A 19,170-nucleotide genomic window follows, 5' to 3' on the forward strand; every position below is an offset into this window, starting at 1 on the left:
CGGAGCGCAGCCCGTGCTGAAATTCCTGACCAGCCTGTTCAAGCCTGAGCCGGTGAAACCGGCCCCGGCCACCTCGGACACGTCGATGCTGTTTGCGGTGGAGGAGATTGTCCCCTTCCTGACGCGGCTTGCGAACAACCCCCGTTTCGGCCTGCCGGGCGGGCTGGCGGCCTCGGTCGCCGCAGGGCTGCCGGACCTTGCCGAGCAGCAGAGCCGCCGCTGGCGCATCGACGGCGGCTTTGACACGGTGCCTGCGCATTTCGAAATTGAGGTGATGATGGAGCGCGGCGGCGAGGCAGATGTCACCTTCTTCGCCCCGCAGCCCGCGGTGGAGGAAATCAACAGGGAACTGGCCGCCTTTGATGCGGCGGCGGAGCGGTAGGTCATGAAGCTGCAAGACCTGGACGTCATCGTCACTGCCCCGCCTGCTCCCGGCTGGGGCGGGCGCTACTGGATTCTGGTGAAGGTCACCACCGAAACCGGTATCACCGGCTGGGGCGAATGCTACGCGTCCTCCGTCGGGCCGGAGGCGATGACCCATGTGATCCGGGATGTGTTCGTGCGGCACATGGCCGGGGAAAACCCCGAGAACATCGAGCTGATGTTCCGACGGGCCTATTCCTCGGGCTTCACCCAGCGCCCGGACCTGACGGTGATGGGCGCGTTTTCGGGACTGGAGATCGCCTGCTGGGACATCCTGGGTAAAGACCGGGGGCGTCCGGTTCACGCCTTGCTCGGCGGGCGGATGAACGAGCGCATCCGCGCCTATACATACCTCTACCCGCTGCCGCAGCATGATATGACCGCCTTCTGGACCTCGCCCGGAATGGCTGCCGAGGCCGCAGCGCAGAAAGTGAGCGAAGGCTACACCGCGCTGAAGTTCGACCCGGCAGGCCCCTATACCCTGCGCGGCGGACACATGCCTGCAATGTCCGACATTTCGCTGTCGGTAGCGTTCTGCAAGGCAATCCGCGAGGTGGTTGGCGATAAGGCGGATCTGCTGTTTGGCACTCACGGCCAGTTCACCACCGCAGGCGCCATCCGCCTGGGTCAGGCGCTGGAGCCCTATTCGCCGCTGTGGTTCGAGGAACCCACCCCGCCCGACAACATCGAAGACATGGCGCGGGTTGCCCGCAGCGTGCGCATTCCCGTGGCCACGGGCGAGCGGATGACCGCAAAATCCGAATTCGCCGCGGTGCTGCGCGCCGGGGCCGCAGAAATCCTGCAGCCCGCCCTGGGACGGGCCGGCGGCATTTGGGAAATGAAAAAGGTCGCGGCGATTGCCGAGGTCTTCAACGCCCAGATGGCACCGCATCTGTACGCCGGGCCGGTGGAATGGGCCGCGAACATTCACCTCGCCGCCTCGATCCCCAACATTTTGCTGCTGGAGACCATCGAGACCCCGTTCCACGACCAGCTGATCAAGGGCTCGATCCGGGTCGAAAACGGCTTTGTCACTCCGCCGGATGCGCCCGGGCTGGGCATTGATGTGGACGAAGCTCTGGCGCGCGCGCATCCCTTCACCGGCAGCGATCTGCACCTCAACATGCAGGAGGCCCCCTGCGATTATGCCAAGGGGAATGCCTTCGCCGGTGGCTCTCCGCCTATTGTGCAATGAAACGCAACTGCGGGGTGACTCGGCTGCCGGAAGTGGTCATGTTGCCGGCAAAAGACGACCGCAGGACCTGAGCATTGCCCCTTTCGCCCCAAGACGCCCTTCCCCCGGAAACCCCTCAGAACATGCAAGAAAGCGCCGCCGCCGCGGCTGCCTTCCTCAAGGCGCTGGCCCATGAGGGCCGGCTGATGATTCTGTGCCATTTAGGCGCGGGCGAACGGTCGGTCGGTGAATTGGAGGCGCTGCTGGACATGCGCCAGGCTGCGGTCAGCCAGATGCTGGCCCGGCTGCGCGAGGAAGGCCTGGTTGCCACCCGGCGCGACGGAAAAACGGTGTATTACTCGCTGCAGGATCCGAAGACAGAAGAAACCATTGCCCTGCTTTACAAGCATTTCTGCAGCGGCATCTGAGCGGCCGGGCAGCAGCCCGTTCTGAAACCAATGGCCTGCCCCGAAGCGGCAGCCGCGCTGCGCTTTGCGCAGCGCCACGCCCAACCGGAAGGGCGCATTCTGCGAATGCGCCGGAACGGGCGGGAGCGCCCCCCCTTGCCTCAACTGTCTGCGCGCACGGTTTGGGTCTGGACGCCCAGGCCCTCGATCTCCAGCCGCATCACGTCGCCCGGTTTCAAATAGACCGGCGCGGGCTTGATCCCCATGCCCACGCCCGGCGGTGTGCCGGTGGCGATCACGTCGCCTGGGTGCAGGGTCATCAGCTGGCTCAGATGCGCGATGATCTGCGCAACTGTGAACACCATTGTGCGGGTGCTGCCGGTTTGCCTGCGCTCGCCGTTCACGTCGCAGGTCAGCCACAGGGCCTGGGGATCGGGCACCTCGTCGCGGGTTACCAGCCAGGGGCCTACGGGGCCGAAGGTGTCGCAACTTTTGCCCTTGGTCCATTGGCCGGTCAGCTTAGTCTGAAAGTCGCGCTCCGACACATCGTTGATCACGCAATAGCCCGCCACGTGGTTCAGCGCCTCTGTCTCCGGCACATATTTGGCAGCGGTGCCGATCACCACGCCCAGCTCCACCTCCCAATCCGACGCCACCGAGCCGCGCGGCAGGATCACCTCGTCATTTGCGCCGGTAATCGAAGACGTGGCCTTGAGGAACAGAATAGGATGCTCCGGCAGCGCCATGTCCATTTCTTCGGCGTGATCGGTGTAGTTGAGGCCGATCCCCAGGAATTTGCCCGGTTGTCCGACACACGGCGCCAGGTCCGGCGTGCCCGGCACCAGCGGCAGCGTCTGCGGGTCCAGCGCGGCCAGCCGGGCCAAGGCCGCGTCATCCAGTACAGCCCCGGTGATGTCCGGCACATGCGCCGACAGGTCCCGGACCGCGCCTGCGCTGTCCAGCAGTCCCGGACGCACATCTCCACCAATGCGGTATCGCAGCAGTTTCATCAGTGTCTTCCCTGTTTCCTATTGGTTCCGGTTCAGTTGGAGACGTAGCCCGCCACCACCTGCAGCAGCTTGAAGGCGGTTGAGGCGTCGTTTTCGACGACCGCCAGGAATTCCTCCTCGCCGATCCGCAGGCAGCGCAGGTCGCTTTCCGCAATCATGCTCAGCGCCCGCGGCTCCTGCCGGATCAGGCCCAGCTCCCCCACCAGCCGGCCCGGGCCGACCCGGGCAATCAGCCGGTCCTCCCCGCCCTCTTGCGGCAGGTAAAGCCCGGCCTCGCCTTCGAGGATCATATAGGCGCCGTCCGAGGCCTCATCATCCTTGAGGAAAACCGCCTCGCCCTTGGCGGCCTCATACCAGCGCGCGCCAAAGGCCAGCAGGCGCAGCTGGCGGCGGTTCAGGCCAGAGAACAGTTCCGTCTGCTCCAGCGCCCGCAGCTTGCGGGCAAGGTCCTGGCTGGCCGCCCCCTCGCTTGCCGCCACTGCCTGCGCCTCGTCGCTGACCAGGCGTCCCTGTCGCATTTCATAGAACACGTCGAACACATCGGGATTCTGGAAACCGGACGCCAGGTAAATCAACGTGGTGTCCGGCAGCAGCTTGCGCAAGTTCTTATGCACCGCCACCCGGGTTTCGAGGTCATAGCTTGCCATGGCGGTATCCAGGATCAGGATGTCCGGCCGCTTGATGGTGGCCCGGCAGAAGGCCAGCGGCTCGGCAAAGCTGGCCGCCAGCCCCTGCCCGCCGACGGCGATCGGCATGTCGAAGATCAGCTCCACCACCTTGTCGCGCAGGCCTTCGCGCACCATCAGATCGGAAACCAGCTTGCGCACCTCATCCGCCTTGGAGCCGGCCGCATCCGAAATTTTGCCGAACAGCGCGTTTTCCAAAACCGTCAGGGTGGGGGCGAAACTGTCCCTGGAGAACGGTACGAAGCTGGACCCCAGCGAGTCCAGGAGGCTCTGCCCGTGGCTGCGGCGGAAGCCCAGGATTCGCTCTTTCATCCCGTCCTCGAAAGCCGGGCCAATCTGTTCGGCAGAAATGGTGAAAGGCACGATCAGCAGCTGCGCCAGTTCTTCGCGGCTGAGCTTTGCGGCATTGCCGGAACCTTGCCGGTCCATGAGTGCAATCGCCGCCTCATAGGCCTCCACATCCAGCCCCAGCTTACGGAACAGCGGGTGACCGGTGCCATCCATGCCGAAGATCTGCCGCAGCATTTCCACCACATCGCGAGTCAACGACACCAGCCCCTCGTCCAGCCCCAGCTGTTTGAGCTGGGCCAGGAACTCCGCGTGACGCAGCAGCGTTTCAACCGTCATCGCCTCCTGGGATGCGGCAAACAGCAGGTTCTCCGCGACCGGCAGCGCCGGGTTGTAGCTGTCTGCGTCCAGAAACCGCACATGCACGTCCAAGCCCGCGTCCTCGATGGCCTGGCGCACAGCAGGACGCAGCCTGACCAGCTGGTCTGCCAGGCCCGGGTGGTTGGGGGCCTCGAAGAACTGGTCGATGCCGCGGCGGAACAGTGCAGTGTCGGACCCTATCCCTTCCACCAGTTTCAGCCACCAGCCCCGCAGCTCCTCCTCGCTCGTGAACCCGGCCAGTTCGGGATCCAGCCAGCGCGCGTCAAAGGGATCGGGGCTGTTGCCTGCGCGGATGGCAGTGTCCAGCCGCTCCAGGTCTTGGCCCTGGTCCAGCGGGCGCAGCCGCATCGGCATCATCACATTGTCGCCGAACGAGCCCTGGAACAGAACCGGCCGCGAGGTGGCATAGCCGATCCGCGCCGCCAGCGTGGCCTGGTGCAGGCTGCTGAGGTTCTGATCCGCGACCGTGACGGTGCCGGAGGACGGCAGGATTTCCCGGGTCAGCAGTTCCGCCAGGGCGCGCCTGTCTTCCTCCGAGGGGGCGGCAATCCCGATCACCTGCCCGGCGGGGAAGGCCGCGCTCAATTCTTCCAGCACAAGGTTTCCATCGGCGTCCCGCACGGTGACGGAGTCCAGCACAATATCGCCGTTGAGATGCGACAGCTCCTCCGGCTCGCCGGTCATCAGCTGCTCGCCGACCATCCCCTGCGGCGCAAAACGTTCCAGGACCACGTCCCAGCGCAAGCTCATGTCCTGGGTCTGGTTGTAATAGGCCAGAAGCTCTTTCCAGGGGGCGGCGAGATCCTTGTAGGCAGCCAGCGCCGCCACCAGCGCCCCCAGCGAGACCTTACCCTGCAAAACGAGGTAGCCGCCGATTGCGTAGAAAAAGAACGGCGTCAGCTGGGTGATGAAGTTGTTGAGGAACTTCATGAAGAATTTCTTCTGGTAGATCTGGAAGCGGATATCATACAGCCACCCCAGCCGGTCGGTGATCACCGCCATCCGGTAGCGCCAGCCGCCGTTGATCCTGAGCGTCGCGGCCCCCGCGGCGCTTTCGCCGATCTCGGTCGCGAGGGCGCGCACCTGTTTGATCCGTTTCTTGTTCAGCTGGTTGATCTGCCGCTGCAGCATCGGGATCAGCCAGCCTTGCACCGGAATGAGCGCAATCGCCGCCATCCCGAACCAGAAGTTCTGCAGGAACAGAAAGAACAGGATGGTCAGCATTTGGCCCGCCTGCAGCACCGGCTGGCTGACCGCATCCCCCATCAGCCCGCCCATCGGTTCCGACTCCGAGGTCACCATCGACACCAGTTCGCCCTGGCTGACGCGCTCAAAATACGGTTGCGGAAACCGCAGGACCCGGGCGATCAGCTGATAGCGGAAGCGGCGCAGCATCCGCTCGGCCAGCACCCCTTTCATGGTGTTGATGCGCATTTTCAGCAGCCCGTGGCACAGCACCGACACCAGGAAGGCGCCGCACAGGATCCACAGAAAGGTCAGCTGGTCAAAACTGTATCCCAGCACGGTGACGATATCGGTTTCCGAGCCGATGGCATCATTGATGATCCGCTTGGGCAGCTCCAGTGTCAGATACAGCAGCGGGAACAGGCAGGCGGTGACCATCAGCAGCACCAGCTGATCGCGTTTCGAGTATTTCCAGATGAAACGGAACAGAGAGCGTTCGATGGGAAAGCTCCATCAATGGCGGCTTCGGGTGTGGTCTGCCTTATGGGTAGCGCGGTTTGACGGGCACAGGCAATGGGCAGAAACCCGCTTTGTCCCGTTACGGCACCCTGCGGGCACGGCATTTGCCAGGCGGCGAAAAACCCGTAAGGTTCCAGCCAGGTACACTTGCTGGAGGTCATTCGGTTTGCCGGATTATGTCGGTTCTGTTCTGCTGCTGCTCTGTGCTTTGCAGGTCAAGCACCTGTTTGCCGACTTCTTTCTGCAGACGCCGAAAATGCTGTCCGGCCGCTGCGCCTATGTCCACGCCGGGCGCGCGCAGCATGCCGGGGTTCATGTGATCGGCTCGGCCATTGTCTTTTTGCTGTTCGGCGCGCCGGTGACGTTTATCCTGGTGCTGGGACTGCTGGAGTGGGTGGTGCATTTCCACATCGACTTCGGCAAGGCGCGCTTTTCTGAGCGCAAGAAGCTGAATCCGCAGCAGGCGATGTTCTGGCAGGCGATGGGCTCGGACCAGGCGCTGCACCAGCTGACCTATATCGCCATGGCCTGGGCCTGGGTGAAATACGCCGCGATGTGAAGGCGGCTGCCGGCTGGGGGCCGGCCCCCAGACCCCCGGAGTATTTTCCGGAAAAGTGAATGGCCGGGCTCGCGGGTTCATCTTTCTGCAGGTACTGCGGCGCCGCACCCGCTGGCGCATTGTTCAGGGCACCACAGGCCTGTCCCGTTTGATGGTGCGCAGCACCACATTGGTCTGGGCGCTGGCAACCGCCGGCAGGCGGAACAGAAACTCCTCCAGGAACCGGTTGTAAGCGTCCAGATCCGGGGCCAGCACCCGCAGGTGGTAATCCGCCTGGCCGGTGGTGGCGTAACATTCCTGAACCAGCGGGCTGGTTTCCACCGCGCGGATGAATTCCACCAGTTTGTCCGGGTCGTGCCGGGTCAGATGCACATGAACGATGGCCTGGAACCCCAATCCCATTGCGGGCGCGTTCACCACCGCGCCGTAGCGCTCGATGATGCCTGCCTCCTCCAGAGCCCGGACCCGGCGCCACAGGGCAGACGGCGACATGCCCACCGCCTCTGCCAGGTCGGCGTTGGAAATGCGGGAATCCTCCTGCAGCAGGGTCAGGATGCGGCGGTCGCGGCGGTCGAGCTTCATTTTCCGGTCAAATTTTCCGTGTCTATGCATCGATCCGGTGAATATACCCATAAATCTTCGCAAAACCAGCAAGTCTGGCAATTCTTTTCAAGCTGGCAGGATTATCTTTCCGCGATCTATTTAGCCGTGCAAGGACTCCCCCTGCGATGACCAAGCTGAGCCACGATTTCCGCAGCTACAAGCTGGACGACCGTTATGAGATGACCAAGGGCCGGGTGTTCCTGACCGGCACCCAGGCGCTGGCCCGGGTGATGCTGGACCAGGCGCGCCGCGACCGCGACGCGGGGCTGAACACCGCGGGGTTTGTGTCGGGCTACCGCGGATCGCCGCTGGGCGGCGTGGACCTGGAATTCTGGCGCGCCAAGGCGCGGATGCAGGAGAACCGGATCAAGTTCATGCCCGCCGTGAACGAAGACCTGGGCGCCACCGCCGTTCTGGGCGCCCAGCAGGCAGTGCTGGACCCGCATTGCGAAGTCGAGGGCGTGTTTTCCATGTGGTACGGCAAAGGTCCGGGCGTCGACCGCTCCGGCGATGCGCTGAAGCATGGCAACGCCTACGGCTCATCTGCCAAAGGCGGGGTGCTGGTGGTGGCGGGCGACGACCACGGCTGTGTCAGCTCCTCGATGCCGCACCAGTCCGATGTGGCCTTCATGTCCTGGTTCATGCCAGTGCTGAACCCGGCGGATGTCTCTGAATACCTGACCTTCGGCGAGTACGGCTTTGCCCTGTCGCGCTACTCCGGCACCTGGGTTGGCTTCAAGGCGGTCTCGGAAACCGTGGAAAGCGCGCGCTCGGTCGAATTGCAGCCGGATCGCGAATTTATCTACCCCGAGCTGCCGGACTACCCCGGCGGCTTGCATATCCGCCGCGCCGACCTGCCCTCCCCCGAGATCGAAACCCGTATCCACGCCAAGCTGGACGCGGTGCGCGCCTTTGCCGAGGCGAACCCGATCGACAAGCGGATCTATGACATCAAGGAGGCGCGGTTCGGTTTCGTGTCCACTGGCAAGGGCCATCTGGACCTGATGGAGGCGCTGCGGCTGCTGGGTCTGGATGAGGCCGCCTGCCGCCGTCTGGGCATCGACATCTACAAGGTTGGCATGGTCTGGCCGCTGGACCGCACCGATGCGCTAAAGTTCGTGAAGGGCAAGCAGGAGGTGCTGGTTGTCGAAGAAAAGCGCGGCATCATCGAGAGCCAGTTCAAGGAAAACTTCTATGACTGGCCCGGCAGCAAGCCGGAGAGAATGGTCGGCAAATACGACAGCCAGGGCGAGCCGCTGATCCCCTGGACCGGAGAGCTGAGCCCGCTGTTGCTGGCACCCATCGTGGCGGCGCGGCTGGACAAGTTCTTCCCCGAAGAAAACCTGCCCGCCAAGGCGAAGGCGCTGACTGCGGAGCCGCCGAAGGTGCTGAACGTGCCCGGCGCCACCCGCACGCCCTATTTCTGCTCGGGCTGCCCGCACAACACTTCGACCAAGCTGCCGGAGGGGTCCAAGGCGTTTTCCGGAATCGGCTGCCATGTGATGGCCAGCTGGATGGACCGGGACACGGCAGGCTATGCCCAGATGGGCGGCGAAGGCGTGCCTTGGACCGTGGCGTCGCAGTTCAACGGCAATAAGCACGTGTTCCAGAACCTCGGCGAAGGCACCTGGTACCATTCCGGTTCTCTGGCGATCCGCCAAGCGGTCGCGGCGGGCACCAACATCACCTACAAGATCCTTTACAACGACGCGGTGGCGATGACCGGCGGCCAGCCTGTCGACGGGCCGGTCTCTGTGTATGGCATCGCCCAGACCTGCCGCGCCGAAGGGGTGGAGCGGATTGCCCTGGTCTCCGACAACGTCGGCAAGTTCAGCCGCGGCGACTTTCCGGCGGGCACCACCTTCCATGACCGCAGCGCGCTGGACACGGTTCAGCGGGAACTGCGCGAGATTCCCGGCGTCACCGTGCTGATCTACGAACAGACCTGCGCCACAGAGAAGCGCCGCCGCCGCAAGCGCGGCAAGATGGAAGATCCGGCGAAGTTCGCCTTCATCAACGATCTGGTCTGCGAGGGCTGCGGTGATTGCTCTGTGGAATCCAACTGCCTGAGCGTGGAGCCGAAGGAGACGCCCTTTGGCCGCAAACGCAAGATCAACCTGTCGACCTGCAACAAGGATTTTTCCTGCCTGAACGGCTTCTGCCCCAGCTTTGTAACCGTCGAAGGTGCCGCCCGCCGCAAGAAGAAGATCGCCGGGCTGGATGCCGCTGCGCTGACGGCCAAGCTGCCCGCGCCCGAACTGCCCGCGCTTTCAGAGCCGTTTGACCTGCTGGTCACCGGGGTTGGCGGCACCGGCGTTGTCACCGTGGGCGCACTGATCACAATGGCGGCGCATCTGGAGGGCAAGGGCGCAAGCGTGTTGGATTTCACCGGCTTTGCCCAGAAGTTCGGCACGGTTCTGAGCTATATCCGGCTGTCGACTGCTCCGGACACTTTGAACCAAGTGCGGATTGATCAGGCCGGCGCGGATGCCGTGATCGGTTGCGACGTGGTGGTCAGCTCTGCGCCCAAGGCCTCCGTCCATTACCGGGCCGGCACCAAGGTTGTGCTGAACCGGGCAGAGATGCCGACCGGCGATCTGGTGCTGCGCCGGGATGCCGACCTGATGGCAGGCGTGCGGGAAAGGACGATTGCCGAGGCTGTCGGCCCGCAGAACCTCTCCGGCTTCAACGCCAATGAGGCGGCGGAGAAGATGCTTGGCGATGCGGTGCTGGCCAACGTGATGATGCTGGGCTTTGCCTGGCAGAAGGGCCTGGTGCCGGTCAGCGCCGGGGCGCTGGACCAGGCGATTGAGCTGAACGGCGTGGCGATCGACAAGAACCGTCTTGCCTTTGCCATCGGGCGCGCCATGGCGGTGGATCCGGGTCTGGTTGCCAGCCATTACGAGGACGCCCCGCAGAAGGAGGAAACGCTGGACGAACTGATTGAACGCCGTGCCACCTTCCTCACCGGTTATCAGAACATGGCTTATGCCAGCCGCTATACCGCAGCCCTGAACCGGTTCCGCGCGGCCCTGCCGCAGGACGCGCAGGAAGAGCTGACCGCAGCAGCCGCCCGGTCGCTGTTCAAGCTGATGGCCTACAAGGACGAATATGAGGTCGCCCGGCTGCTGACCAGCGACGGGTTCCAGCATCAGCTGGAGGAGGAATTCGAAGGCGATTTCTCTGTCAAATACCATCTTGCCCCGCCGCTGATGAACTGGAAGCGGGATGCGCGCGGGCGCCCGGCGAAACGGGCGTTTGGCGCATGGATGCGCCCGGCGATGAACCTTTTGGCCAAGGGCAAGGCGCTGCGCGGCTCGGCCTTCAACATCTTCGGCTTTCACGAGGAAGCCCGGCTGCACCGCGACCTGCTGGCGTGGTATGAGGGCGTGCTGGACACCGTCGCGCGCCGCTACGGCGCAGACAAGCGTGCACAAAGCCTGGAGCTGCTGAGCGCGCCGATGGACATCCGCGGCTACGGCCCGGTCCGCCTGCAGGCCGCCAAGGACGTCCGCGCGAAGGCTGAGGAGACGCTCCGCAACCTGTAAAGCCGACCGCCGGCCCGGCCGGGGCCGGCGCGTCACACATCCCAGTGCTGGCGGGTGAATTCGGTGAAGGCTTCCATCTCCTCCGGCAGCGGCTCGCGCCCGGTGAACACCTTCAGGTACTCCGGTGTCGCCTCCAGCCTGTCGGCGTGGCTTTCGTTCGGGTCGGCCATGTCATAGCCAAGCTGCATGTAATAGAGCACCTTGGCGCGTGTCACCGCCTCGCGCTGCGGATAGCCGTAACGTTCGAACATGGCGGTCAGCGCCTCCACCCGGCGGCGGTCGGAGCGGTCCAGCAGGCTGCGCACCTTGCCGGAACGGCGCGACCAGTCGCGCACCGCAAAGTCCAGCGCGGTGTTGAACAGGTCGGGGTTGGTGATGCAGTGAAACACGTTCAGCACCGCCCCGGTGATGGTCCCGGCGGGTGCCTCAGCCTGACGCACCATGCCCGCGGTGTTGGTCTGCTCCCAAGTCTTGAGCAGCGCATCCAGCAGATCCTGGCGCGACTTGAAGTACCAGTAGAAGGACGAGCGCGAGACCTGCATCCGCTCTGCCAGCGCCAGCACCTTCACCCGCTCCACCCCGTCAGAGATCAGCACGTCCATCGCCACGTTCAGCCAGTCGTTGCGGGTGACCTTGATATTGCCGACCAGCGGCTCGGCCTCCGGATTGTCGCGGTGAAGAACAGGTTTCTGCGCCATATGCGTCCCTTGGGATCGTTCGCCTTTGCGGTCATCTTATGCCCGGGCGGCTGCTGGCGCCAACATGGCAAAGCCGCCGCCCGGCGATAGCGGAACGATGCAAGTGGCCTTCGGGCCACAGGCCCGGCGCGGCCGGGCGGCAAAGCACCTGAACACCCCGAATACGCAAGTGTGACCAGGCGTGAAGACCCTGTTCCAGGCAAGCTGAACCGTCACGCAGCCGGGGCAGATAGCGGCAGACGCCCTGGCGCAGCGCAGGGCTGCACCGCGCAAATACCGGTGAAATCTCCCTTTCCCCGCGCCCCTTTGACCAAATGGGGTTTGACTAAGCAGGCCCCGGCGCGCGATGGTGAGGCCAAAAAACAGGGGAACACACGATCTCATGCACGCCTTGAACCGGCCGGGCGGACACATCTGAATGCGCCCGCTGCTGTCCGTCGAAAACCTCAGCATTGGTTTTAACAAGGACGACTCCGTCGTGAAAGACGTGAGCTTTGCCGTCCGGCCGGGCGAAACCCTGGCCCTGGTCGGGGAAAGCGGCTCCGGCAAGACGATCTCCTGCCGCGCGGTTCTGCGCATCCTGCCGAAAGTGGCGCAGCTGCGTTCCGGGCGCATTCTGCTGGACACCGGCAAGGACCAGTTGGATTTGGCAACGCTGGCGGAACGCCGGATGCGCGACGTGCGCGGCAACATCGTGTCGATGATCTTTCAGGAGCCGATGCGCTCCCTGTCCCCCTTGCACCGGATCGGCAACCAGGTGTCCGAAGTGCTGTGGCTGCATGGCCGCAAAAGCGAGCGCGAGGCCCGCAAACTGGTATTGGAGTGTTTTGAGCGGGTCGGCTTCCCGGAACCCGAACAAACCTACCGCTCTTACCCATTCGAATTGTCCGGGGGGATGCGGCAGCGGGCGATGATCGCAATGGCGATGGTGGCCAAGCCTCAGCTGCTGATCGCCGACGAGCCGACCACGGCGCTGGATGTGACCACTCAGGCGCAGGTGCTGGGGCTGATGAAGGATCTGCAGCGCGAGACAGGCATGGCGATGATCCTGGTGACGCATGATCTGGGCGTGGTCGCCAACATGGCTGAACAGGTGGTGGTAATGCACAAGGGCCGGGTGATGGAATCCGGCGGCGCAGAGCCGATGCTGCGCGCGCCCGCCCATCCTTATACCCAGGCGCTATTCAAGGCCGCGCCCGGTATCCCGGATGAAGCGGTGGTCGCCATCCCGCCCTCGCGCGAAGACCTGATCCTGGAGATGAGATCGGTCTCCAAGACCTACACGCTCCGGGCCGGAAGGGGCTGGCAGGCGCCGACCCTGATCCACGCCTGCCGCGAGATCGACCTGCGGATGACCCGCGGCGAGACACTGGCGGTCGTGGGTGAGAGCGGCTCCGGCAAGACCACCGCAGCGCGGATCGCGCTGGGGGCAGAATTGCCTGACCCCGGCGGCGAGGTGCTGTTCCGCCCGGCGCAGGGAGAGCCGCCGGTCACCGTCCACGACATGGACCGCGCCGCGCGCACCGCCTTTCAGCGCCAGGCGCAGATGGTGTTCCAGGATCCCTACTCCTCTTTGTCGCCCAGGATGCGCATTCAGGACACGCTGATGGAGCCGCTGGACATCCACCGCATCGGCAGCCGTGCTGAGCGCCGCGACAAGGCGGCGGAAATGCTGCGTCTGGTCGGACTGTCGCCGGACATGCTGAAACGCTACCCGCACGCGTTCTCCGGCGGCCAGCGCCAGCGCCTGTCGATCGCTCGCGCCCTGATGCTGGACCCGGCGCTGATCGTCTGCGACGAGCCGACCTCGGCGCTGGATGTGTCTGTGCAGGACCAGATCCTGCGGTTGCTGGAAGAGATCCGCGATCAGCAGAAACTGTCCTATCTGTTTATCAGCCACGATCTGGCGGTGGTTGCCCGGATTGCCGATGAAGTGGCCGTGATGCGGCGCGGCCTGATCGTCGAGCAGGCGCCGCCGGAAACCCTGTTCTACAACCCCCAGCACCCCTACACCAAGGCGCTGATCGCCGCCCAGCCGGAACCCGATATCGACCGGCCCATCGACTTGAAACTGGTGGCCCAAGGCGCCGGTGCGCCCGAATTCTGGCCCGAGGAGTTCCGCTTTGACGGCGCCGAGGCGCCGCCGCTGGTGAACATGCTCCACCTGGAACACGGCCACAAGGTACGCTGTCATGTTTGATGCCCTGAAACCGTTCCTCGCCGCCGCACTCTGCTTGGCACCGCTCGACGCACAGGCAGAGCCGGAAGTGCAGGAAAGCGCCTTCTGGCAGTCCGAGGTCAAGGCCGGCTACATGCCGCCCGCCGCCAAGCGTATTCCCGACGTGCCGCTGGTGGTGGATCTGGCGGCCAAGGGGCGGGAATTCGGCATTCAGGGCGGCACCCTCAACACCATGGTCACCCGCTCAAAGGACATCCGCCAGATGGTGGTCTATGGCTATGCGCGGCTGGCCGGTTATGACGAAAACTATCAGCTTAAGCCGGACATCCTGCTGAGCTTTGAGGCCGAAAACAACCGCCGCTTCACCCTGAAACTGCGTCCCGGCCACCGCTGGTCCAGCGGCGATCCCTTCACCTCGGCCGATTTCCGGTACTGGTGGGAGGACGTTGCCAACAACGAATTGCTGAGCCCGGCCGGGCCGCCCGACTTCATGCTGGTGCTGGGCAAGCTTCCGCGCGTGAGCTTTCCGGATGAGACCACTGTCATTTATGAGTGGGACGCGCCCAACCCGGCCTTCATGCACATGCTGGCCCAGGCCCGCCCGCCATTCATTTACCGGCCGGCGGAGTACCTGAAGCAATTCCATGCCGATTATGCCGATCCGGAGGTTCTCGCCGAGGAAGTCGACTATGCCCGCGTCAAGAGCTGGGCGGCGCTGCACAACAAATACGACAACATGTACAAGTTCGATAACCACGATTTGCCGACATTGCAGCCCTGGATCAACGCGTCGCCCGGCAAGAAGATCCGCCATCAATTCGTGCGCAACCCCTACTACCACCGCATCGACAGCCGCGGCGTGCAGCTGCCCTATATCGACACCGTGGAAATGGAGATCGTCACTGCCGGTCTGGTGGCGGCCAAGTCGAACGCGGGCGAAGCCGACCTGCAGGCCCGAGGCCTCGGGTTCCGCGACATTCCGATCCTGCGCAAGGGCGAGAAGGACGGCAGGGACTACAAGACCTACCTGTGGGCGTCCGGCGCCGCCTCTCAGATTGCCATCTATCCGAACCTCAACGTGAACGACCCGGTCTGGCGCGAGATCCTGCGCGACGTCAGGGTGCGCCGGGCCCTGTCGCTGGCCATCAACCGGCGCGCCATCAACCGGGCGCTTTATTTCAATCTGGCCGAACCCGGCGCGATGGCAGTGCTGGAGCAGAGCGAATTCTTCGATCCCGCCCTGCGCGAGGCTTGGGCGGACTTCAATCCGGAGCTGGCCAACCAGCTGCTGGACGAGGCAGGCCTGACCGAAAAGGACGGCTACGGCATCCGCTATCTGCCAGACGGGCGCCGGATGGAGCTGGTGGTCGAAACCGCGGGCGAGCGTGAAGAAGTGGAGAACGCGCTGCAGATTATCACCGACGACTGGCGCGACGTCGGCGTGAAGCTGGTGATGCGGCCGCTGGACCGCGACATCCTGCGCAACCGGGTGTTTTCCGGCACCACCATGTCGTCTGCCTGGTTCGGCTGGGACAACGGGCTGCCGCAAGCCTATACCTCGCCGGCTTATCTGGCGCCGACCGATCAGGTGTTCCTGTCCTGGCCGAAGTGGGGGCAGCACTACCAGACCGGCGGCAGCGCGGGCGAGCCGCCTGATATGGCCCCTGCCCAGCGGCTGCTGGCGCTGCTGCAGGACTGGAACATGGCCGCCACCCATGAAGAACGCGCCGCCGCCTGGCGCGAGATGCTGAAAATCCACGCGGATCAGGTCTATGCCATCGGTGTGGTGGCCGCCGCACCGCAGCCAGTGGTGGTCAGCAACCGCCTGCGCAATGTGCCGGAAAAGGCGATCTGGGCCTGGGATCCGGGGGCGCATTTCGGCGTCTACCACCCCGATGAGTTCTTCTTCGAGGGCGGCGAAGGCTGATGGAAATACTGCGATACGCCATATACCGCTTTGGCACCATGCTGCTGACGCTGCTCGTGGTGTCGGTGCTGGTCTTTGCCATCATCAACCTGCCGCCCGGCGACTACCTGTCGAACCAGATTGCGGAACTGCAGGCCACCGGCCAGTCCGCAGGCGTTGCCAAGGCCGAGTTCCTGCGCAAGGAGTACGCGCTGGATAAGCCGCTGTGGCAGCAGTACATGATCTGGATGGGCTTCATGCCCGGCCCGCACGGGTTTTCCGGCATGATCCAGGGCAACTTCGGCTGGTCCTTCGAGTTCGACAGCCCGGTGGCCGATATCGTCGGAGACAGCCTGTGGCTGACCGTGCTGGTGAACCTCGCCGCAGTGGTGTTTGTCTATGCCGTGGCGCTGCCGCTGGGGGTGCTGGCCGCCGCCCGGGCCCGCACCTGGGTCGATTACACCACTGCCTTCGTCGGCTATCTGGGACTGGCCACGCCCAACTTCCTGCTGGCGCTGATCCTTTTCTACTACGGCCACCGCTGGTTCGATCTGCCGATCGGCGGGCTGATGGCGCCTGAATTCGAAGGCGCGCCGATGAACTGGGAGAAGGTCAAATCCATTCTTGTCCACCTGATCGTGCCAACCTTCGTGATCGGCACCGCCGGCGCCTCTGCCATGATGCAGCGTCTGCGGGCCAATATGCTGGATGAACTGGGCAAACCGTATGTGGAGACCGCCATTGCCAAGGGCATGGCGCCCTCGCGTATGCTGGCGAAATACCCGCTTCGGGTCGCCTTCAACCCCTTTGTCGCCGATATCGGCAACCTGCTGCCCGCGATGATTTCCGGCTCGGTGCTGGTGTCGGTGGTGCTGGGGCTGCAAACCATCGGCCCGACCCTGCTGACCGCGCTCAAGACTCAGGACATGTTCCTCTCGGGCTTCGTGCTGATGTTTGTCGCCTTGCTCACCCTGATCGGCACCATGATCTCTGACGTGCTGCTGGTGCTGCTTGATCCCAGAATCCGCTACGAGGGGCGCAACTCATGACCCAGCTGCCCGACGGACGGTATGTCGACGACGAACCCTTTGACCCGCAGGCCTCGCTGCTGGAGCTGGAGCGCAAAGATCTGGACGCCCCCAACTGGCTGCTGATCTGGCGTAAGTTCAAGACGCACAGGCTGGGGCTGATCTCGGGTATTTTCCTGCTGATTGCCTACGGCCTGATCCCGTTCGCCGGCTTCATCGCGCCTTACGGTCCCAATCAGCGGTTTTCAGAGCATCTCTACTCGCCGCCGCAATCCATCAAGCTGTTTCACGAGGGCGAATTCGTCGGACCCTTCGTGTATCCGATGACCTCCGAGGCAAACCTGGAAACCTTTCAATGGGAGTTCAAGCCAGACACCTCGCGGCCGCTCAAGCTGTCGTTCTTCTGCGAAGGCAGCACCTATAACCTGGCCGGTTTCATCGAAAGCAACCGCCACCTGTTCTGTGCCAGCGAGGACGCGACGATCTTCATTCTGGGCTCCGACCGTCTGGGCCGCGACATCTTCAGCCGGGTGTCCTACGGGGCGCAGCTGTCCCTGACGGTTGGCCTGATCGGCATCACCGTTTCATTTGTGCTCGGCATCTTCTTTGGCAGCGTCGCAGGGTATTTCGGCGGCCGGGTCGACTGGCTGGTGAACCGGGTGATTGAAATCCTGCGGTCGCTGCCGGAGCTGCCTTTGTGGCTGGCGCTGTCTGCCGCGGTGCCTTCGAACTGGTCGCCGGTTGCGGTGTTCTTCATTATTTCGATCATTCTCGGCATTCTTGACTGGCCCGGGCTGGCCCGTTCGGTGCGCTCCAAGTTCCTGTCCCTGCGGGAAGAGGAATATGTCCGCGCCGCCGAGATGATGGGCGCCTCCTCCGGTCGGGTGATCCGCAAGCATCTGCTGCCGAACTTCATGTCGCACCTGATTGCCTCGGCCACCCTGTCGATCCCGGCGATGATCCTGGGTGAAACAGCGCTCTCGTTTCTTGGCCTCGGCCTGCGCGCGCCGGCGGTCAGCTGGGGGGTCATGCTGAATGACGCGCAGAACCTTACTGCGGTCGAAATCTATCCCTGGCTGGCCGTACCGATGCTGCCGATTGTGATCGTTGTTCTGGCCTTCAACTTCCTCGGCGACGGCCTGCGCGACAGTTTGGATCCCTATCAGCAATGACTCTGCTTGCCACCCTGCCCGACACCGGCACTTTCCGCCTTACCGGCACCGGCCGATGGTCCAGCGCTTTTGCGGTGACGGAATTGGCCAATGCCTCGATTGCCGCCGTAGGCGTGGAGCTTGCGCAGCTGATCGAAGCACTGAATCTCGCGCCCTCAGCCCCCGAAGTCACCGTCGACCAGCGGCTGGCGTCGCTCTGGTTCGGCTACAGTTTCCGGCCTGAAGGCTGGGAGCTTCCCAGCCTGTGGGACGCAATCGCGGGCGTGTATGAAACGCAGGACGGCTGGATCCGCCTGCACACCAACTTGCCGCACCACCGGCAAGCCGCGCTGCGGGTGCTCGGGTGCGCGGGAGAGCCCAGCGCCGTCACCGCCGCAGTGCGCCATTGGCAGGCGGACAGGCTGGAAAGTGAGATCGTGGCCGCAGGCGGCGTGGCCGCGGCCATGCGCAGCCGCGCGGACTGGCTGGCCCATCCGCAAGGCCGCGCCGTCGCCGCAGAGGCGCTGATCCAGTGGACCTCCCCACGCACTGTCCGGTTGCGGGACCGGCCGCAGGCAACGGCAGCGCGGCCGCTGGCCGGGCTGCGTGTGCTCGACCTCACCCGGGTGCTTGCGGGACCGGTCTCCACCCGCACGCTGGCCGGTTTCGGCGCCGATGTGCTGCGCATCGACCCGCCCGGCTGGGACGAGCCGGGGGTGATCACCGACATTTCCCTGGGCAAGCGCATGGCCGCGCTGGATCTCACCAAGGGCGAAGACCGGCTGGTGTTCGAGACCCTTCTGGCGGATGCGGACGTCCTGGTGCACGGCTACCGCCCCGGCGCGCTCGACGGGCTGGGCTACGGGGCGGACACCCGCCGCCGGATCGCGCCCAACGCGGTGGAGGTGACGCTGGACGCCTATGGCTGGACCGGCCCCTGGGCAGACCGCCGCGGCTTCGACAGCCTGGTGCAGATGAGCGCAGGGATCGCCGATGCCGGCCGCGCCTGGGCCAAGTCAGACAAGCCGGCACCGCTGCCGGTGCAGGCTTTGGACCATGCCACCGGTTATTTGATGGCTGCCGCCGTGCTCTCTGCGCTCGCCGCGGCGGCCCGGGGCGCGGAAGTTCCCACGGCCCATCTTTCCCTGGCGCGCACGGCTGAGCTGCTTGCCGGACTGCCAAAATCTGCTGATGGGCTGGACCTTGCGTCCCCCGCGGACAGCGACTACGCCGAGGAGACCGAGCGCAGCGGCTGGGGCCCGGGCCGCCGTCTGGCACCGCCGCTCCGGGTTGGCGCGGAGCCGATCCGCTGGATCCTGCCCGCTGCCCGTTGCGGCAGCGGCGCGGCTTGCTGGCCCGGCTGACCGCAGAGGACGGCACGCGCCGCGCGGCAGCGCGGCGCCAGGCCCAACCCCAAGCGGAGCG

At 64.6% G+C, this 19,170-nt stretch carries 14 protein-coding genes; 10 read left to right on the plus strand and 4 right to left on the minus strand.

Annotation, left to right across the window (positions count from 1 at the left end):
* The first annotated feature begins 13 nt into the window (after nucleotides 1-13).
* From B2P87_RS09330 to B2P87_RS09340, 3 genes are all read left to right on the plus strand, one after another.
* Nucleotides 14-382: a hypothetical protein gene (locus tag B2P87_RS09330; RefSeq protein WP_141891220.1), complete on the plus strand. Its 369-nt coding sequence runs from the start codon at nucleotides 14-16 to the stop codon at nucleotides 380-382.
* 3 nt (nucleotides 383-385) lie between these two features.
* A complete protein-coding gene (locus B2P87_RS09335) occupies nucleotides 386-1,618 on the plus strand; it encodes a mandelate racemase/muconate lactonizing enzyme family protein (protein WP_141891221.1) in 1,233 nt (410 codons plus the stop codon).
* Between the two features lie 122 nt (nucleotides 1,619-1,740).
* Nucleotides 1,741-2,025: an ArsR/SmtB family transcription factor gene (locus B2P87_RS09340; protein ID WP_058285005.1), complete on the plus strand. Its 285-nt coding sequence runs from the start codon at nucleotides 1,741-1,743 to the stop codon at nucleotides 2,023-2,025.
* A 140-nt stretch (nucleotides 2,026-2,165) separates the two neighbouring features.
* Here B2P87_RS09340 and B2P87_RS09345 read toward each other — a convergent pair whose 3' ends face one another.
* Together B2P87_RS09345 and B2P87_RS09350 are read right to left on the minus strand one after the other, a co-directional pair.
* Nucleotides 2,166-3,014, minus strand: coding sequence for a fumarylacetoacetate hydrolase family protein (locus B2P87_RS09345; protein ID WP_141891222.1), 849 nt, complete (start codon nucleotides 3,012-3,014; stop codon nucleotides 2,166-2,168).
* 32 nt (nucleotides 3,015-3,046) lie between these two features.
* Nucleotides 3,047-5,992: an ABC transporter transmembrane domain-containing protein gene (locus tag B2P87_RS09350; protein WP_208764495.1), complete on the minus strand. Its 2,946-nt coding sequence runs from the start codon at nucleotides 5,990-5,992 to the stop codon at nucleotides 3,047-3,049.
* A gap of 247 nt (nucleotides 5,993-6,239) precedes the next feature.
* On the opposite strand from B2P87_RS09350, the gene B2P87_RS09355 reads away from it, so the two are divergent.
* A complete protein-coding gene (locus B2P87_RS09355) occupies nucleotides 6,240-6,632 on the plus strand; it encodes a DUF3307 domain-containing protein (RefSeq protein ID WP_058285002.1) in 393 nt (130 codons plus the stop codon).
* A 123-nt stretch (nucleotides 6,633-6,755) separates the two neighbouring features.
* Here B2P87_RS09355 and B2P87_RS09360 read toward each other — a convergent pair whose 3' ends face one another.
* Nucleotides 6,756-7,214: an Lrp/AsnC family transcriptional regulator gene (locus B2P87_RS09360; RefSeq protein ID WP_141891224.1), complete on the minus strand. Its 459-nt coding sequence runs from the start codon at nucleotides 7,212-7,214 to the stop codon at nucleotides 6,756-6,758.
* 146 nt (nucleotides 7,215-7,360) lie between these two features.
* On the opposite strand from B2P87_RS09360, the gene B2P87_RS09365 reads away from it, so the two are divergent.
* Complete coding sequence (locus tag B2P87_RS09365; protein ID WP_141891225.1) at nucleotides 7,361-10,783, plus strand: indolepyruvate ferredoxin oxidoreductase family protein; 3,423 nt, start codon at nucleotides 7,361-7,363, stop codon at nucleotides 10,781-10,783.
* 32 nt (nucleotides 10,784-10,815) lie between these two features.
* Here the strand turns inward: B2P87_RS09365 and B2P87_RS09370 are convergent, their stop codons facing one another.
* Complete coding sequence (locus tag B2P87_RS09370; protein WP_008556855.1) at nucleotides 10,816-11,481, minus strand: TetR/AcrR family transcriptional regulator; 666 nt, start codon at nucleotides 11,479-11,481, stop codon at nucleotides 10,816-10,818.
* A gap of 418 nt (nucleotides 11,482-11,899) precedes the next feature.
* On the opposite strand from B2P87_RS09370, the gene B2P87_RS09375 reads away from it, so the two are divergent.
* From B2P87_RS09375 to B2P87_RS09395, 5 genes are read left to right on the plus strand one after another with little or no spacing between them, the layout of a single operon-like run.
* The gene (locus tag B2P87_RS09375; RefSeq protein WP_141891226.1) at nucleotides 11,900-13,681 is read left to right on the plus strand and encodes an ABC transporter ATP-binding protein; all 1,782 of its coding nucleotides are present in this window, start codon (nucleotides 11,900-11,902) and stop codon (nucleotides 13,679-13,681) included.
* On the plus strand, nucleotides 13,674-15,587 hold the full coding sequence (locus tag B2P87_RS09380) for an ABC transporter substrate-binding protein (protein ID WP_141891227.1): 1,914 nt from the start codon (nucleotides 13,674-13,676) through the stop codon (nucleotides 15,585-15,587). The genes B2P87_RS09375 and B2P87_RS09380 overlap by 8 nt, the downstream gene beginning before the upstream one ends.
* The gene (locus B2P87_RS09385; RefSeq protein ID WP_058284997.1) at nucleotides 15,587-16,615 is read left to right on the plus strand and encodes an ABC transporter permease; all 1,029 of its coding nucleotides are present in this window, start codon (nucleotides 15,587-15,589) and stop codon (nucleotides 16,613-16,615) included. The genes B2P87_RS09380 and B2P87_RS09385 overlap by 1 nt, the downstream gene beginning before the upstream one ends.
* On the plus strand, nucleotides 16,612-17,766 hold the full coding sequence (locus B2P87_RS09390) for an ABC transporter permease (protein WP_058284996.1): 1,155 nt from the start codon (nucleotides 16,612-16,614) through the stop codon (nucleotides 17,764-17,766). The genes B2P87_RS09385 and B2P87_RS09390 overlap by 4 nt, the downstream gene beginning before the upstream one ends.
* Nucleotides 17,763-19,109, plus strand: a complete 1,347-nt coding sequence (locus tag B2P87_RS09395; RefSeq protein ID WP_141891228.1) for a CoA transferase — start codon at nucleotides 17,763-17,765, stop codon at nucleotides 19,107-19,109. Before B2P87_RS09390 ends, B2P87_RS09395 begins: the two co-directional genes overlap by 4 nt.
* The last annotated feature ends 61 nt before the right edge of the window (nucleotides 19,110-19,170 follow it).

The sequence above is a fragment of the Leisingera sp. UBA4491 genome (assembly GCF_002388965.1).
GTDB classification, from domain to species: domain Bacteria; phylum Pseudomonadota; class Alphaproteobacteria; order Rhodobacterales; family Rhodobacteraceae; genus Leisingera; species Leisingera aquaemixtae.

Excerpts from the sequence above, each read along its gene's own strand:
- B2P87_RS09335 (WP_141891221.1), top strand. The coding sequence starts at position 386 with ATGAAGCTGCAAGACCTGGACGTCATCGTCACTGCCCCGCCTGCTCCC.
- B2P87_RS09340 (WP_058285005.1), top strand. The coding sequence starts at position 1,741 with ATGCAAGAAAGCGCCGCCGCCGCGGCTGCCTTCCTCAAGGCGCTGGCC.
- B2P87_RS09365 (WP_141891225.1), top strand. The coding sequence starts at position 7,361 with ATGACCAAGCTGAGCCACGATTTCCGCAGCTACAAGCTGGACGACCGT.
- B2P87_RS09370 (WP_008556855.1), bottom strand. The coding sequence starts at position 11,481 with ATGGCGCAGAAACCTGTTCTTCACCGCGACAATCCGGAGGCCGAGCCG.
- B2P87_RS09350 (WP_208764495.1), bottom strand. The coding sequence starts at position 5,992 with ATGGTCACCGCCTGCCTGTTCCCGCTGCTGTATCTGACACTGGAGCTG.
- B2P87_RS09360 (WP_141891224.1), bottom strand. The coding sequence starts at position 7,214 with ATGAAGCTCGACCGCCGCGACCGCCGCATCCTGACCCTGCTGCAGGAG.
- B2P87_RS09380 (WP_141891227.1), top strand. The coding sequence starts at position 13,674 with ATGTTTGATGCCCTGAAACCGTTCCTCGCCGCCGCACTCTGCTTGGCA.
- B2P87_RS09395 (WP_141891228.1), top strand. The coding sequence starts at position 17,763 with ATGACTCTGCTTGCCACCCTGCCCGACACCGGCACTTTCCGCCTTACC.
- B2P87_RS09390 (WP_058284996.1), top strand. The coding sequence starts at position 16,612 with ATGACCCAGCTGCCCGACGGACGGTATGTCGACGACGAACCCTTTGAC.
- B2P87_RS09385 (WP_058284997.1), top strand. The coding sequence starts at position 15,587 with ATGGAAATACTGCGATACGCCATATACCGCTTTGGCACCATGCTGCTG.
- B2P87_RS09375 (WP_141891226.1), top strand. The coding sequence starts at position 11,900 with ATGCGCCCGCTGCTGTCCGTCGAAAACCTCAGCATTGGTTTTAACAAG.
- B2P87_RS09345 (WP_141891222.1), bottom strand. The coding sequence starts at position 3,014 with ATGAAACTGCTGCGATACCGCATTGGTGGAGATGTGCGTCCGGGACTG.